Annotated in this window: 15 protein-coding genes; 12 read left to right on the top strand and 3 right to left on the bottom strand. The window is 61.3% G+C overall.

Features of this window, described 5'->3' with window-relative positions; genetic code table 11:
- Nucleotides 1-122: 122 nt before the first annotated feature.
- Together G9X64_RS18280 and G9X64_RS18275 are read right to left on the bottom strand one after the other, a co-directional pair.
- Nucleotides 123-1,973, bottom strand: a complete 1,851-nt coding sequence (locus G9X64_RS18280; RefSeq protein WP_168308541.1) for a peptidoglycan L,D-endopeptidase MepK — start codon at nucleotides 1,971-1,973, stop codon at nucleotides 123-125.
- 178 nt (nucleotides 1,974-2,151) lie between these two features.
- The gene (locus tag G9X64_RS18275) at nucleotides 2,152-3,693 is read right to left on the bottom strand and encodes a sigma-54-dependent transcriptional regulator (RefSeq protein ID WP_168308542.1); all 1,542 of its coding nucleotides are present in this window, start codon (nucleotides 3,691-3,693) and stop codon (nucleotides 2,152-2,154) included.
- A gap of 325 nt (nucleotides 3,694-4,018) precedes the next feature.
- Here G9X64_RS18275 and G9X64_RS18270 point away from each other — a divergent pair, with 325 nt between their 5' ends.
- From G9X64_RS18270 to G9X64_RS18245, 6 genes are all read left to right on the top strand, one after another.
- Entirely contained in the window at nucleotides 4,019-5,875 is a 1,857-nt protein-coding gene (locus G9X64_RS18270; RefSeq protein ID WP_168308543.1) for a M3 family oligoendopeptidase, read from the top strand.
- Between the two features lie 279 nt (nucleotides 5,876-6,154).
- On the top strand, nucleotides 6,155-7,312 hold the full coding sequence (locus G9X64_RS18265; protein ID WP_168308544.1) for an aminodeoxychorismate synthase component I: 1,158 nt from the start codon (nucleotides 6,155-6,157) through the stop codon (nucleotides 7,310-7,312).
- Complete coding sequence (locus tag G9X64_RS18260) at nucleotides 7,309-7,938, top strand: aminotransferase class IV family protein (protein WP_171377125.1); 630 nt, start codon at nucleotides 7,309-7,311, stop codon at nucleotides 7,936-7,938. The genes G9X64_RS18265 and G9X64_RS18260 overlap by 4 nt, the downstream gene beginning before the upstream one ends.
- 2 nt (nucleotides 7,939-7,940) lie before the next feature.
- Nucleotides 7,941-8,225, top strand: coding sequence for a YciI family protein (locus tag G9X64_RS18255; RefSeq protein WP_168308546.1), 285 nt, complete (start codon nucleotides 7,941-7,943; stop codon nucleotides 8,223-8,225).
- Between the two features lie 17 nt (nucleotides 8,226-8,242).
- Nucleotides 8,243-8,608, top strand: a complete 366-nt coding sequence (locus tag G9X64_RS18250) for a nuclear transport factor 2 family protein (RefSeq protein WP_168308547.1) — start codon at nucleotides 8,243-8,245, stop codon at nucleotides 8,606-8,608.
- Between the two features lie 197 nt (nucleotides 8,609-8,805).
- A complete protein-coding gene (locus tag G9X64_RS18245; protein ID WP_168315382.1) occupies nucleotides 8,806-10,257 on the top strand; it encodes a homospermidine synthase in 1,452 nt (483 codons plus the stop codon).
- Here G9X64_RS18245 and G9X64_RS18240 read toward each other — a convergent pair.
- Nucleotides 10,254-10,475, bottom strand: coding sequence for a hypothetical protein (locus G9X64_RS18240; RefSeq protein WP_168308549.1), 222 nt, complete (start codon nucleotides 10,473-10,475; stop codon nucleotides 10,254-10,256). The genes G9X64_RS18245 and G9X64_RS18240 overlap by 4 nt on opposite strands.
- 54 nt (nucleotides 10,476-10,529) lie before the next feature.
- Between G9X64_RS18240 and omp10 the strand changes: the two genes are divergently transcribed.
- From omp10 to G9X64_RS18210, 6 genes are all read left to right on the top strand, one after another.
- Nucleotides 10,530-10,898 carry an outer membrane lipoprotein Omp10 gene (gene omp10, locus G9X64_RS18235; RefSeq protein WP_168308550.1) on the top strand — a complete coding sequence of 123 codons (369 nt, stop codon included), beginning with the start codon at nucleotides 10,530-10,532 and terminating at the stop codon, nucleotides 10,896-10,898.
- A 25-nt stretch (nucleotides 10,899-10,923) separates the two neighbouring features.
- A complete protein-coding gene (locus G9X64_RS18230; RefSeq protein ID WP_171377124.1) occupies nucleotides 10,924-11,244 on the top strand; it encodes a hypothetical protein in 321 nt (106 codons plus the stop codon).
- A gap of 174 nt (nucleotides 11,245-11,418) precedes the next feature.
- Nucleotides 11,419-13,404: a bifunctional metallophosphatase/5'-nucleotidase gene (locus G9X64_RS18225; protein WP_171377123.1), complete on the top strand. Its 1,986-nt coding sequence runs from the start codon at nucleotides 11,419-11,421 to the stop codon at nucleotides 13,402-13,404.
- 124 nt (nucleotides 13,405-13,528) lie between these two features.
- The gene (gene hemH, locus G9X64_RS18220) at nucleotides 13,529-14,563 is read left to right on the top strand and encodes a ferrochelatase (protein ID WP_168308553.1); all 1,035 of its coding nucleotides are present in this window, start codon (nucleotides 13,529-13,531) and stop codon (nucleotides 14,561-14,563) included.
- Nucleotides 14,564-14,746: 183 nt separating this feature from the next.
- Entirely contained in the window at nucleotides 14,747-15,787 is a 1,041-nt protein-coding gene (locus tag G9X64_RS18215) for an SPFH domain-containing protein (RefSeq protein WP_168308554.1), read from the top strand.
- A 3-nt stretch (nucleotides 15,788-15,790) separates the two neighbouring features.
- Nucleotides 15,791-16,246, top strand: a complete 456-nt coding sequence (locus G9X64_RS18210) for an NfeD family protein (RefSeq protein ID WP_168308555.1) — start codon at nucleotides 15,791-15,793, stop codon at nucleotides 16,244-16,246.
- Nucleotides 16,247-16,252: the final 6 nt, after the last annotated feature.

Below are 16,252 nucleotides of genomic sequence, written 5' to 3'. Positions count from 1 at the left end.
GAGCCTTTCGGCGGCTTTTCTTTTGCGGTGGAAACAACTGCCTAAACAGCCAACGTGCCGGATCGAAAAAAGAAAAACCGCCGGATCGCTCCGGCGGTTTTCGATATTCCGTAATCGCAAGCTCAGTTCGTGTTGAACTTGCGCACTTCCATGAAGTTCACAGCCGTGCCGCTGAAGCGGGCCGGGTCGACCGAAGCGGTCTTGACGTTGAAGCCATCAGCATAGACGGCGGTCGGCTGGGCGCGCATCGTCTGGCTGACGAACCGCGGCGCCTTGACCTGCTTGGAGGCCATTTCCAGGCGGGCATTGGTAAGCGCCCACTGCGAGATCATCTTTTCCGTCAGCTTCGGCTCGGTGCGCACCGTCGTGCGGCTGGCATCCGCTGCGGCGGCCTCCTTATGCGTCGGGCGGCCACCCTTGGCGGGAAGCCCCTGCGCCACGGCGCTTTCGACAGCCGGTTCGTCGAAGCCATCGCCAAAGCTTGCCGATTTGGTCATCGGCGCCAAGGCGGCGAGTTCGAGCGGCGGCTTTGCGGCAGGCGCCTTTTGCGTCATCGCGGCGTTGATGGCCTGCTCGACCGTCTGCGGCGCCGCCCTGGACGCGATCTGCCTTTCCGCATCCTCGTTCCGCTGCTGGTCGAGCGCATCGGCGACCGCAGGAGACAGCGCGTCCTGATCGGCTTCGTCGGCCTCTGCTTCCGGATCGGCATCGGCCGCGGCAAGGAGGTTCTCGGCAACGGCAGGGCGTTCGATCGGCGTCGGAACCGGCAGCGCATTCGCGCCGGTCAGCATGGGATCGGCCAATGCCACCTCGGCGTCGCCAGGCGCGCGGCGCTGGCCGAGAAGCGAGGGAACCGGAATGCTGTAGGCGCTGAGATCGGCGAACTGCTGCGACTGGGCCTGATCGGCCGGAAGGGCCGCCGCAAGAGCCTGCTGTGCGGCATTACCCGAAGGCGGCGCGACGAGCGCGCTCGCCACTTCGCTGCCCGTCGGCTGGTTGCTGAATGCCGGGCGAACCTGCGGTACCGGCGCATTCAGATCGGCGACTTCGGTCTGCTGCGGCTCGGCAGGAGCGGGCTCGGCCTTCGGCGGCGTCGCCTTGGCGACGGCAACAGGCGTGGAATCGTCCGACTCGTCTTCCTGCTCGTCCGCTCCGCCGCCAAAGAGCACGGCAAACAGCGTCTTATGTTTCGGCGCCGCCGATTCGGAAGCGCTGGCGATCTGGATCTGCGGGCCGCCGCCGCGGCGCTTATACTCGGCCATTGCCTGCTGGTAGCCCGGTAGCGGCTTGCCGTCGGCCGGAATATGGATGGTATTGCCGTTCGGGAAGAGCCGGACAAGCTCGTCGCGGCTCATGCGCGGCCAGGCCCGAACGCCGCCGACATCCATATGCACGAAGGGAGAGCCCGATTTCGGATAGAAGCCGACGCCGCCGACCTGCATTTTCATGCCGATGGCGCGCAACGTCGCCAGTTTGACGTCGGGAATGAAGAAGTCCATCGCCTTGCCGAGCATATGCTGGCTCTTTTCGGCGACACCGGACTTGCGCGAGCGGCCGCGCAGCATCTCGTTGGTTCCCGGCGAACGGAAACCGCAGACGACGTTGATGTAATCCCTCGAACCGCTCTGGCGATAAACTTCCCAGATCAGGTCGAACAGGCGCGGGTCCATCTTGGTCGGCTGGTTCTTGCGCCAGTCGCGCAGAAAGCGGTTCAGTTGCTCCAGACCCTTGGGGTCGAACTTGCCGTTACGCTTGTAGGTGATGACGGCTTTTTCGCCGGTATGAATGAAATAGAGCTTGAGGCTGCGGGTGTCGCCCGCTGCCTGCGAAGGCGTACCAACGAATACCGGTGAGGAAACCGCGAGCGCAATAAGGGCGGCCGCTACCGTCCTCATTGCCTTTCCGCAAATGTCGGCGCACAACAAACGCCAGCTCAAGCGCGAAGGCTTGGAATTCCCATTCAGATTCGGCAACTCGATCCCCGTCAGACAGACAATGTCCCGTACTGTCTCAGATGACTGTCAAATGCGGTCACACGATGGCAAAAATGCCACACATGATCAACCTTTTCTTTACATAGTGAACGCGCCACTAACAAGTGGTTTATGACTAGTAACAAAACGTGGTTGCCTTAATCTTAATGAAAAGCGCTTAAGCCGCATCTTTCTGGGGATTGTCAGGGTCTATGCCGTAGTCCTTGAGCTTGCGATAAAGTGTGGATCGGCCGATGCCGAGCTTACGCGCCACTTGACTCATCTGCCCACGATAGAATTTGAGCGCGAATCGGATGAGTTCCTCCTCGACATCGGCAAGCTTGCGCACGTCTCCGGCAGGATTGACGCTGGCGATCGCATTTTCCGAGGTCTCGGACAGGCGGTGGTGCACCTCACCCATCGACGCCCTGAAGTCCTCGCCATAGCCATCCTCTGGATTGAGGCCGGTATTGTCGGCAACGAGGGCTAGATGATCTATCACTTCATATTCCGGAAGCTGGGCGGCGATCTGCGGGAAATCCGCCTCGGTCAGCTCCGGTCCTTCGGCCAGGACGACCGCACGGAAGATCGCGTTTTCGAGCTGGCGGATATTGCCCGGCCAGTCATAGGCCGTCAGCAAAGCCAGCGTGCCGGCATTCACCGTCATGCGGCGGCCATTCTTCTGCTCGCTGGAGAAGCGGTCGGCAAAGACGCGCACCAGATGCGGAATGTCTTCCTTGCGTTTGCGCAGCGCCGGAATGGTTATCGGGAAGACGTTGAGGCGATAGTAGAGATCCTCGCGGAAATGGCCGTTCTTGACCTCTTCGATCAGATCCTTGTTGGTCGCCGAGATCAGCCGGACATTGACCTTGTGCGCGGTGCGCGCACCGACGGTCTCGATCTCGCCCTGCTGAACGGCACGCAGGAGCTTCACCTGCACGTCGAGCGGCAGGTCGCCGATCTCGTCCAGGAAGATAGTGCCGCCGTCGGCTTCCATGAATTTGCCGATGTGGCGCTCGGTCGCGCCGGTAAACGCACCCTTCTCGTGACCGAAGAGAATGCTCTCGACCAGATTATGCGGGATCGCCCCGCAATTGACCGTGACGAAGGGCTTGTTCGAGCGGTCGCCGCCGGACTGGATGGCGCGCGCCACCAGTTCCTTGCCGACGCCGGATTCGCCTTCGAGCACGACGGGAATGTTGGACTGAGCCGCCCGCTGGGCGAGATCGATGACGCGGAGCATCGCCGGGCTTGCCGAGACGATATCGTCGAAGCCGACCGAGCCTGAGCGCGACCGGCGTCCGGCCCGTGCCTTCACCTCGCGCTGGTCGAGCTTCATCGCGTTCGAGATCGAAGTGGCGATGCGTTCAGGCGAGACCGGCTTGACGACGAAATCGAAGGCGCCGGCGCGCATCGCCTGCACCACCGTCTCGATGCCGCCCTGCCCCGTCTGCACGATGACGGGGATCTGCGTGCCAAATTCATGAAGCGCATCGAGGAATTCGAGGCCGGTCATCTCCGGCATCATCAAGTCGAGCACGATGACGTTGAAAAGGCCGCTGTCGCGTTTGACCATTTCCAGGCCGATGCGGCCATTTTCCGCCTGGTGCACGACATGGCCGTGACGCTCGATTGCGTTCTTGAGCAGGCGGCGCTGCACGGGGTCGTCCTCGACCACGAGGATTTGCCCTGCTCCCTTGAGCTCATTGTAACCGGTCATTGTCGCCTCACTTCATGCGAAACCATGAAGCGCACTCTGACAGCAAGGCTTGAACATCCAGTTTTGAGAAACAATTGCATTTTAACGATTGCAACGGGTCGTTTTCGTGCCGAAGCGAGGCCTTTCATGCGCCGAAAGCCCCTTGATGCCGGGCCTTGGCACGCTTACGGCGCAGCGCGTCTTCTCAGATGCGCAAAGGACGCTGTAACACTTTCAATCGACGCATCGTGCTTTTCGAAAATCGATTCCGATTTTCGGGCCGATGCGGTAGACAAGCTGACCTGTTACGGCAGACCTGTTATAAAAGTGGAGAGGAATTGCGCTCATGAAAAACAAGCTCCCGCACGCCGGCCTTCTTCTATCGGCGGCAGCGCCAGCTGGGGCAGCCGATGCGGCGCTCGGCGATCTGCCGGTCTGGAAGCTGCAGGATCTTTATCCCTCCGCCACCTCCACCGCCTTCGTCGCCGACATGGAAAAGGCCGGCAAGGCAGCGATCGCCTTTGAAGAAAAGTGGAAGGGCACACTCACTGAGGCGGCGACGAAGACCGGCGCTGAGGGCATCGGCGCGGCTTTGAAGGAATATGAGGCGCTGGATGACATCATCGGCCGTCTCGGCTCCTTTGCCGGCCTCACCTATTTCTCCGACACCACCAATCCGGCAAACGGCAAGCTCTACGGCGACGTACAGGCCAAGATCACCGAATTTTCCGGCCATCTCCTGTTCTTCGCGCTGGAACTGAACCGCATCGACGACGCGGTGATCGACGCCTGCATGGCGAATGATCCCGCCGCCGGACACTATCGCCCATGGCTGCTCGACCTCAGGAAGGACAAGCCCTACCAGCTCGACGACAGACTGGAACAGCTCTTCCTCGAGAAGTCGATGACATCGGCCGCAGCCTTCAACCGCCTCTTCGACGAAACCATGGCGGAACTTCGCTACGATATCGATGGCGAGAAAGTGCCGCTCGAAGTGGCGCTGAACAAGCTGCAGGAAAAGGATTCGGAAGTGCGCCGCAAGGCAGCCATGGCGCTTGCCGAAACCTTCAAGGCGAATATCCGCACCTTCACGCTGATCACCAACACGCTTGCCAAGGATAAGGAGATCGCCGACCGCTGGCGCGGCTTCGAAGACATCGCCGACAGCCGACACCTGGCAAATCGTGTCGAGCGCGAGGTCGTCGATGCGCTGGCCGCGGCCGTCCGCGAAGCCTATCCCCGCCTTTCGCATCGCTATTACAAGATGAAGGCGAAGTGGCTCGGCATGGAGCAGATGAATTTCTGGGACCGCAATGCGCCCCTTCCGGAAACCTCCAGCGCCATCATCTCCTGGCCGGAGGCGAAGGACACGGTGCTTTCTGCCTATGGCAATTTTGCCCCCGAGATGGCTGATATCGCCAGGCGGTTCTTCGATGAACAGTGGATCGATGCACCGGTCCGTGCCGGCAAGGCGCCCGGCGCCTTCGCCCATCCGACGGTTCCCTCGGCCCATCCCTATGTGCTCGTCAATTACATGGGCAAGCCGCGCGATGTGATGACCCTTGCTCATGAACTCGGGCACGGCGTGCATCAGGTTCTCGCCGGTGCGCAGGGGGCACTGATGTGCCAGACGCCGCTGACACTTGCCGAAACCGCTTCCGTCTTCGGCGAAATGCTGACCTTCCGCGCCCTTCTGCAAAAGACGACCGATACGCGCGAGCGCAAGGCGATGCTTGCCCAGAAGGTCGAGGACATGATCAACACGGTCGTGCGCCAGATCGCCTTCTACGAATTCGAGCGCAAGCTGCACACCGCCCGCAAGGCTGGCGAACTCACAGCCGACGATATCGGCGAACTCTGGCTCTCCGTCCAGTCGGAAAGCCTTGGGCCGGCGATCAACATTTCCGAGGGATACGAGACCTACTGGGCCTATATCCCCCACTTCATCCACTCGCCCTTCTATGTCTACGCCTATGCCTTCGGCGATTGCCTGGTGAATTCGCTCTATGCCGTCTACCAGAAGGCCGAGAAGGGCTTCCAGGAGAAGTATTTCGAACTGCTGAGGGCCGGCGGCACCAAGCATCACTCGGAACTGCTGAAGCCTTTCGGCCTCGACGCCACCAATCCGTCGTTCTGGAGCCAAGGCCTGTCGATGATCGAAGGGCTGATCGACGAACTGGAAGCGTTGGATAGGTCGGCCTGAAATTCCTTTCGCCAAGAGCGGAAGGGGCAGCAACGAGTCTCTTCTCCCCTCGGGGGTCCGAAGGACGGGTCGAGACAAGTGGCTCGACCCTGGGTGCCGGCAGGCGGATGAGGGGGCGATACGGCCGAACCTGTCCTTCGCATATGCTCAGGACGTCACTTCGCTCCGCCCCCTCATCTGCCCTTCGGGCATCTTCTCCCCGAGGAAGAAGAGGGAAAATGCCTCACGCTCCCAATCAAATTTTGAGCAATGAGGAGCAGAACAAATTGAAAGCGGCGCGTGGCTGACCAACCCTACATTCTCTTTCGCGACGATACATCAGGGCAGGTGATGCTTTTTGCCGAGCCGGCAGAGATAATCGTTGCCAGGACGCGCGCCGAGTTCTTTGCAGGCCTTGCCCGGATGCAGCAGGCCAAGGCCGCAGGCAAATGGCTTGCCGGCTACATGGCCTATGAGGCCGGATACCTCTTCGAGGAAAAACTTGCTCCCTTCGCCGGGGAACATCGCGAGACCCCGCTCATTTGTTTCGGCGTGTTCGACGCTCCGCAGGCCGATACGCATCCGCTTGCCCAGCCAAAACAGCGCCTCGAAAACGAGGAGTTCCTCACTGCTCCGAAAGCCGCCTGGGATTTCCCCATATATAAAGAGCGCTTCGACCGTCTCCACCAGCACCTGCGGCTTGGCGATGCCTATCAGGCGAACCTCACCATGCCGGTCGAGGCTCGCTGGAATGGCGACCCTCGTGCTGCCTTCTGGTCGCTGATCGAACGCCAGCCGGTCAAATACGGCGCGCTGGTCGATCTCGGCGGCCCGATCATCCTTTCGCGGTCGCCCGAACTTTTCTTCCGCACCGACGAAGCGGGCTGGATCGAGACCCATCCGATGAAGGGCACGGCGAAACGCGGCGCTACCGCCGCCGAGGATGCCGAAATCATCGAAGCCATGCGCCGCGATATCAAGACGCAGGCGGAAAACCGTATGATCGTCGATCTCCTGCGCAACGATATCTCCCGCATCACCGAGGTCGGCACGCTCGACGTCCCGAAGCTCTTCGACATCGAGACCTATCCGACCGTCCACCAGATGGTGAGCCATGTCCAGGCAAGGCTCCGCCCCGATCTTTCGATCCGCGACATCTTCTCCGCGCTCTTTCCCTGCGGTTCGATCACCGGCGCGCCGAAGATGCGGGCAATGGAAATCCTCCATGCGCTCGAGGATGTTCCCCGCGACGCCTATTGCGGCGCGATCGGCATGATCTCGCCCACCGGCGCCATGCGTTTTTCCGTCGCCATCCGCACCATCACGCTTTTTGAGGGCGGCAGGGCCGTCTTCAATGTCGGCGGCGGCATCGTCTTCGATTCGACCGCCGAGGCCGAATATGAGGAATGCCTGCTCAAGGCCCGCTTCGCTGTCGGCGACCAATGGATTGCGCGATGACCGATTTTTCGCTGATCGAGACGCTGCTCTGGCAGCCCGGCGAAGGCTTCATCCGGCTGCGACTACATCTCGCCCGGCTTTCCCGCTCCGCCCGTCGCCTTGGCTTCCCGCAACCGATCGAGGCAGCGGCCAAGCTCGACGAAGCCGTTGCGGGTGCTGACGGTCCGCTGCGCATCCGCCTGACCTTCGACGCGCAAGGCCGGATCGAGGTGACCCGCGCCGCTTTCGTGCCCCTGGCGCTCGATGCCACCTGGACCGTCCGTCTCGCCGAGACCCGCCTGAATTCCGCCGACAGGCTGCTGCGCATCAAGACCACGCGCCGTGCCGTCTACGAGGCCGCGCGGGCCGAATACAGGCCGGATGAGGCCGATGAGGTCATGCTTTTGAACGAGCGCGGCGAAGTCTGCGAGGGCACCATCACCTCGATCTTCCTGGACGACGGAACCGGCATCATGCGCACCCCGCCGATCTCCTGCGGCCTGCTCGCCGGCGTGCTGCGCACGGAGCTCATCTGCGGGCGCAAGGCCCGCGTCGGCCGTATCACGCTTGCCGATCTCGATGCCGGCACGCTTTATATCGGCAATTCGCTGCGCGGCCTGATCCGCGCAAACCTCGTCAGGAGCTGACAATGTTCATTCTCTCGCTCACCTATGTGAAACCCAACGATGAAGCCGACAGGCACATGGAGCCGCACATGGCCTGGGTGAAGGAGGGCTACGCCAAGGGCTGGTTTCTGGCTTCCGGCCGCAAGGTGCCGCGCACCGGCGGCGTCATCCTCGCAATCGGCGATCGCACCGCAATCGAGGCCTATGTCGCCACCGATCCCTTCACCATTCATGGCGTCGCCGAATACGACATCACCGAGCTTTCCGTGACGACGGCGGTCGAAGGACTGGAAATCCTGAAGCGCTGAATTCGAAGGAGCCGATCATGGATGATCTAGCAGCCCATCTGAAAGAGCTCGAAGAAAAACTCTTCGATCCGTCGGTTCGCGCCTCGCGGGAGATGCTGACCGCGCTGCTCTCGCGCGATTTCCGCGAAATCGGCAGTTCCGGACGGCTCTATACCTTTGACGTCATTGTGCCCAGTCTTTTGGCCGAGCAACGGACGGGAACCTCCCGCGGCGAGCATTTCGAAACCCAAAGACTTGCCGAGCACATCGCGCTCGTCATCTACCGCGCCATTTACACAGACACCGACGGAAGCGAAAGGCGGACGCTGCGCAGTTCCATCTGGCGGTTGGAAGAGGACGGGCACTGGCGCATGCTCTTCCACCAGGGCACCGTCATCGGTTAAGCCAATCCATGCGGTCTGCCGATCCCCAGGACGGTTTCGCCGGCCTCTATCGCCGCTCGATATTTGGCCTTTCCCCGTCAACGCTCTTTATTGTGACGCCATTTTATGATTAGAGCCGGTCACCTCGCACTCTCTGCGGCAATTTCAAAATAATTCTTCGGGCTGAACGCCTTCGTCCCCTTCCACAGGAGAAAAGAATGACGGAACAGAACTATCCGGTATATGCCGAAATTACCGGTCCGATCGTGATGATCGGCTTTGGCTCCATCGGCCGCGGCACCCTGCCCCTGATCGAGCGCCATTTCAAATTCGACAAGAGCCGGATGGTCGTCATCGATCCTCGTGAAGAGCCCTCCGACATGGAGATCTTAAAGAAGCACGGCGTTCGCCACATCAAGGAATATGTCACCAAGGACAATTACAAGGAACTGCTGAAGCCGCTGCTGACGGAAGGCGAAGGCCAGGGTTTCTGCGTCAACCTCTCGGTCGACACCTCCTCGCTCGACATCATCAAGCTCTGCCGCAAACTCGACGTTCCCTATATCGACACCGTCGTCGAGCCCTGGCTCGGCTTCTATTTCGACAAGGGCATGAGCAATGCCGATCGCACCAACTATGCGCTGCGCGAAACCGTGCGCAAGGAAAAGGCGAAGAACCCGGGCGGGGCTACTGCCGTCTCCACCTGCGGCGCCAATCCCGGCATGGTCTCCTGGTTCGTCAAGCAGGCGCTCGTCAACCTCGCCAATGACATCGGCCTCAAATTCGAGGAACCGGACCAGCACGATCGCGAAGGCTGGGCAAAGCTCATGAAGAAGCTCGGCGTCAAGGGCGTCCATATCGCCGAGCGCGACACCCAGCGCACCAAGCATCCGAAGCCGCTCAACGTCTTCTGGAACACCTGGTCCGTCGAAGGCTTCATCTCTGAAGGACTGCAGCCGGCCGAACTCGGCTGGGGCACGCATGAAGAATGGATGCCGAAGAACGCCAAGAAGCACAAGAAGGGCAACAAGGCGGCGATCTACCTGGAGCAGCCGGGCGCCAACACCCGCGTGCGCACCTGGTGCCCGACGCCCGGCCCGCAATATGGCTTCCTCGTCACCCACAACGAGTCGATCTCGATCGCCGATTTCTTCACCGTTCGCGACAAGGACGGCGAAGTGACCTTCCGCCCGACCTGCCACTATGCCTACCATCCGGCCAACGACGCCGTTCTCTCGCTGCATGAGATGTTCGGCAATGGCGGCACGCCGCAGCCGGTCCATCACGTTCTCGACGAGGACGAGCTGGAAGACGGCATCGACGAACTCGGCGTCCTGCTCTACGGCCATGAGAAGAACGCCTATTGGTATGGCTCGCGCCTGTCGCTGGAAGAAACCCGCCGCATCGCACCCTATCAGAACGCCACCGGCCTGCAGGTGACCTCCGCCGTCCTCGCCGGCATGGTCTGGGCGCTGGAAAACCCGAATGCCGGCATCGTCGAGGCCGACGAGATCGATTACAAGCGCTGCCTCGAAGTGCAGATGCCCTATCTCGGCCCGGTCGAGGGCCACTACACCGACTGGACCCCGCTCGACGGCCGTCCGGGCCTCTTCCCCGAGGACATCGACACCAAGGATCCCTGGCAGTTCAAGAACATTCTGGTTCGCTAGAGCAATTCCAGGAAAAGGCGCAGCGGTTTTCCGTCCGGAATTGCGTAAGAATAAAAACTTAGAGCGGTTCTCCGATTCCATGAAAAGCTGAACCGCTCTAAGATCGCCAGCACGACTTCGACAATGCCCGCCGCAAGGCGGGCATTTTTGTAACGCCGGCTGTCTAAATGCCACCCGCCGCCCTTCCAAGGCTTGCCTTCATGCCGGGCGCGCGCCATGTTTTTCCCGAACTTGGCGGCTGTCCGCCGCGCCGATTCGCCGGGAGAAGCCTTATGAAAATCAGAACTGGTCTTGTTCTTGTCGGTGCAGCGGTCGCTCTTGCCGCCTGCGTTTCATCAGAGCCGCGTCGCTTGCCGGTCGCAACCGCGCCCGCCGCTACCGGCGTCGAAGGCAACTGGAGCGATCCGAACGGCATCGTTTCCACCTTCCAGGGCGGTACTTTCACCACCCGAACGACCGACAGCAACCAGCTTCTTGCCTCGGGCACCTATATCAATACCTCACCGACCCTGGTGGAGATCAACATGACTTCGCTGGTGCGCAAGACCCAGTCCAAGGTCAATTGCGCCCTCGTCAACCCGAGCCAGCTCAATTGCACCTCCGATTCCGGCGCACAGTTCACGCTTTCCCGCCGCGGCTGAAAGAAGGCGATAGGCTAAGCACACCATGCGGGCCTTCGCCTCTTATTTCATCCTGCTGTTCGCCATGCCGCTTGCGGCACTTGCGGTCGTTTTGCCGGCCAATGTCTATCGTGCCCAGAGTATCGCCGTTCCCGATTGCGACGGGCCGCTGCAGGTGCTGATCTTCGCCGTGCCGGCAGTCCTGATCTATGGTGCAGGCGCGGCCCTTGCCTATCGGGCCGGCCGGCGCATTCATCGCCTCGTTTCCCTTCTCTGCTTGATCATCGCGCTCGCCGCGGTTCCGAATATTGCAGAGGCCGTGCACGAACTCTATCGAAACGCCGCCGACGGCGAATGCCTGGGATAGGCAACCCGGCTTTTTTGCCCTGCCCCCTTGGAAAGCGCCGCGCCTGGCCCAGCTTTCTCTTGCGGTCGTGCATCGTCTGATGGAACATCCGCAGGCCGGGAAACCGCCCCGGCGCACGATGAAAAAGATCGGCGAGGATCAGGGGGATCTTTCGCCTCAATCAGGAGAACAGGGATGACGAAGTCTTTCAGCTTCGGTCTTTTGACCGCGTCCATGCTGGCGCTGAGCGCGGGCGCCGCCTTTGCGGATTACGAACTCAATATTCTTCATATCAACGATTTCCATTCGCGCATCGAATCGATCAACAAGTTCGACTCCACCTGCTCGGCTGAGGAGGAAGGCAAGAAGGAATGCTTCGGTGGTGCTGCCCGCCTGAAGACCGCGATCGACCAGCGCCGTCAGGCGCTATCCGGCAAGAACATCGTCCTCCTCAATGCCGGCGACAATTTCCAGGGCTCGCTCTTCTACACGACCTACAAGGGAGCAGCCGAAGCCGAATTCCTGAACCTGATGAAGTTCGACGCCATGACCGTCGGCAACCATGAATTCGACGACAGCGAGGACGGGCTCGCGACCTTCCTCGACAAGGTGCAGTTCCCTGTCGTGACGGCGAACGTCAAGGCGACGGCTGCCTCCAAGCTCGGGGACCGCATCAAGCCGTCGCTGGTGCTCGATGTCGGCGGCCAGAAGATCGGCATCGTCGGCGCCGTCACCAATGATACGGCAGAGCTTTCCTCCCCCGGCCCGAACGTCACGATCGCTGATGACGTTGAGACCATTACCGCGGCCGTTCAGGATCTGAAGGGTCAGGGCGTCAACAAGATCATCGCGCTGACCCATGTCGGTTATCCCCGCGATCTCGCCCTGATCGCCAAGATCCCGGATGTCGACATCGTCGTCGGCGGCCATTCCCACAGCTTGCTTTCCAACACCGATCCGAAGGCTGAAGGCCCCTACCCAACGATGGTTGACAATCCCGGCGGGTACAAGGTGCCGGTCGTCCAGGCTGCCTCCTACAGCAAGTATCTCGGCGATCTCGTCGTCAATTTCGACGATAGCGGCGTCGTCAAGGATGCCAAGGGCGATCCGATCCTGATCGATTCCAGCTTCACGCCCGATCCTGCCGTCATTGCCCGCATTGCCGAACTGGCAAAGCCGATCGAAGAACTGCGCAAGAAGGTGATCGGCTCTTCCGAAAGCCCGATCGAAGGCGACCGCAAGGTCTGCCGCGTCAAGGAATGCTCGATGGGCAATCTGGTGGCCGACGCCATGCTCGATCGCACCAAGAACCAGGGCGTCACCATCGCCGTCCAGAACGGCGGCGGCCTGCGCGCCTCGATCGACGGCGGCGAGGTCACCCAGGGCGAGGTCATCACCGTCCTGCCTTTCCAGAACACGCTCGCCACTTTTGAGGCAACCGGCGCAGATGTCGTCAAAGCGCTCGAAAATGGTGTCAGCCAGATCGACCAGGGCGCCGGGCGCTTCCCGCAGGTCGCGGGCCTGAAGTTCTCCTTCGATCAGTCGAAGCCCGTCGGCAGCCGCGTCAGCGATGTCCAGGTGAAGGAGGGCGACAGCTTCGCTCCGATCGATCCGGCCAAGACCTACAAAGTCGCCACCAATAACTTCATGCGGGCCGGCGGCGATGGCTATTCGATCTTCAAGGACGGCAAGAACGCCTATGATTACGGTCCGGACCTTGCCGACGTGACCGCCGAATATGTCGCAGCACATTCGCCCTACAAGCCCTACACGGACGGCCGCGTCACCGAACTGGCGCAGGCAGCGCCTGCTCCCTCCGCTTCCGAGCCGGCGCCTGCTGCACCCGTTGCTCCCGCTCCGTCTGCAGAGCCCGCTCCGGCCCCTGCAGCTCCAGCCCCATCTGCAGAGCCCAGCCCGACTCCGGCAGCACCTGCCCCATCCGCAGAACCGGCTCCGGCACCCGCCACACCGGCGCCTTCGACCGAGCCCGCACCGGCTCCGGCAACGTCAGCACCTGCAACACCATCGACCCATGTCATCGTTGCCGGCGATACGTTCTGGGATCTGGCCGAAAGCTTCTATGGCGATGGCGCCGAATGGCGCAAACTCTCGGAAGCCAATGGCAGCCCGAACCCGCGCCATCTCAGGATCGGCGAGGAAATTCAGGTCCCCGCCAAGTAAGACGATTTGTCTCGATGCCGCTGGCCGGTCCGGGGTTTTCCGGGCCGGCTTTTCTTTCTATAGGGTGAACCACGATCTCCGGGCTGCGTATGAGCCGATGGGACAAATGAACGTTGGGACCAGAATGACAGCAGATATTTCACTCCGCCCGGCCGACCATCCGGCCGTCAAATTTGGTAAGGTCGGTGTGCTGCTGGTCAATCTCGGCACGCCCGACGGCACCGACTATACCTCGATGCGCCGCTATCTCAGAGAATTCCTGACCGACCGCCGCGTCATCGAATGGTCGCCCTGGAAGTGGTATCCGATCCTGTTCGGCATCGTGCTCAACACCCGCCCGCAGAAGGTCGGCAAGGCCTATGAGCTGATCTGGAACAAGGAACAGAACGAAAGTTATCTGCGCACCTACACCCGCAACCAGTCGGACCTGATGGCTGAGCGCCTGAAGGATCTTGATAACGTCAAGGTCGACTGGGCGATGCGCTACGGCACGCCGTCGATCGCCTCGCGCATCGACGCGCTGAAAGAAGAAGGCTGCGACCGGATCGTGCTCTTCCCGCTCTATCCGCAATATGCGGCGGCGACGACCGCCACCGTCAACGACAAGGCCTTCCAGAAACTGCTCTCGATGCGCTGGCAGCCGGCACTGCGCACCGTTCCCGATTACCACGATGACGATACCTATATCGAAGCGCTCGCCACGTCTGTCGAAAGGCATCTTTCGACCCTCGACTGGAAGCCCGAGATGCTGCTCGCCTCCTTCCACGGCATACCGATGTCCTATTTCAAGCAGGGCGATCCCTATTACTGTCAATGCCAGAAGACTGGCCGGCTGCTGCGCGAGCGGCTCGGGCTCACCAAGGAAAACTTCATAGTCACCTTCCAGTCCCGCTTCGGGCCGGAGGAATGGCTGCAGCCCTATACCGACAAGACCGTGGAAAAGCTCGCCAAGGACGGCGTCAAGCGCATCGCCGTCATCAATCCCGGCTTCGTCTCCGACTGTCTGGAGACGCTGGAGGAGATCGCCGAGCAGGCCGCCCATTCCTTTCACGAGAATGGCGGCGAGAAGTTCGCGCATATTCCCTGCCTCAACGACGGCGAGGACGGCATGAAGGTGTTGGAAAAGGTCGTCCGCCGCGAATTGCAGGGCTGGGCCTGAGAGACACCCTCAGAACGCGGCCTCGGACGAGTAGCTCATAACAGACCAATGACTTAACCGAAACGGAACCTCCTTTTCACTTGGAGCCCGGGCGGTTGCGCCCTCATTTCTTCCTCGCAAAGAACGTGCTAACTCACCACATCAGTTGGGCAGGCGCGCATGCGCCGATAGGAGGAATTCTTCATGCTGTTCGGCGGCTTCGACATCGTCGTGATCGTGCTTGTGATCTTCGTCATCCTGGTGCTCTTTGCCGGCATCAAGACCGTGCCGCAGGGCTACCGCTATACGATCGAGCGCTTCGGGCGTTATACCCGCACGCTGGAGCCGGGCCTCAACCTCATCACCCCCTTCATCGAGCGCGTCGGCGCCAAGTTAAACGTGATGGAGCAGGTGCTGAACGTGCCGACACAGGAGGTGATCACCAAGGATAATGCCTCGGTTTCGGCCGATGCCGTTTCCTTCTATCAGGTGCTGAACGCCGCTCAGGCTGCCTATCAGGTCTCCAACCTCGAAAACGCCATTCTCAATCTCACCATGACCAACATCCGTTCGGTCATGGGTTCGATGGATCTTGATGAACTGCTCTCCAACCGCGATGCGATCAACGACCGGCTGCTGCGCGTCGTCGACGAGGCCGTGCATCCCTGGGGCATCAAGGTCACCCGCGTCGAGATCAAGGACATTCAGCCGCCGCGCGACCTCGTCGATGCGATGGCCCGCCAGATGAAGGCCGAGCGCGAGAAACGCGCCCAGGTGCTGGAAGCCGAAGGCTCGCGCAACGCACAGATTCTGAGGGCCGAAGGCGCCAAGCAATCCGCCATCCTGCAGGCCGAAGGCCAGCGCGAAGCCGCCTTCCGCAACGCCGAAGCCCGCGAACGCCTGGCCGAGGCCGAAGCCAAGGCGACGAAGATGGTCTCTGAAGCCATCGCCGCCGGCGACATTCAGGCGATCAACTATTTCGTCGCCCAGAAATACACCGAGGCGCTGACCTCGATCGGTTCGGCGCCGAATTCGAAGATCGTGATGATGCCAATGGAAGCCTCTTCCATCCTGAGCTCGCTCGGTGGTATCGGCGCCATTGCCCGCGAGGTCTTCGGCGATGCCGGCAACAGCCCGTCAACACCGCAGCCGGTACCGCCGCGTCCCCGTCCTGCTCCGGCGCGCTCGACGCCGCCGATCAATCCTTCGACCCCCAATCCTTTCAATCCCGAGCAGGAGCGTTAAGCCATGCTGGCGAAGATCGTCGCCGAACTCGGTCCGTGGAGCTGGTGGGTCGCGGGCCTCGTGCTGCTCGCCGCGGAAATGATCGTTCCCGGCTTCTTCCTGGTCTGGATCGGCCTTGCCGCCTTGATCGTCGGCGCGCTGTCGCTGCTCTTCTGGGACAGCGCCTTCTGGGTCTGGGAGTTGCAGGCGATCCTTTTTGCGCTTCTCGCCGTTGCCGCGACCTTCGCCGGCCGCCGACTGACGTTGCGCAATGCGACGACCGACGAGCCTTTCCTCAATCAGCGCGGCGAGAGCCTCGTCGGCCGCACGGCAACGCTGCACGAGCCGATCCGCGAGGGCCGGGGCCGCATTCGCCTCGACGATACGCTATGGCAGGTGATGGGACCCGACCTTCCCGTGGGAACACAGGTGAAGGTGGTTTCGTGTCACGGCCGCGACCTGAGGGTCGAGCCGATCTGATCAGAC

The organism is Rhizobium sophorae (assembly GCF_013087515.1).
GTDB classification, from domain to species: Bacteria; Pseudomonadota; Alphaproteobacteria; order Rhizobiales; family Rhizobiaceae; genus Rhizobium; species Rhizobium sophorae.
Note: the sequence above shows the minus strand (reverse complement) of the source record. Positions and strands in the feature narration are given on the sequence as shown.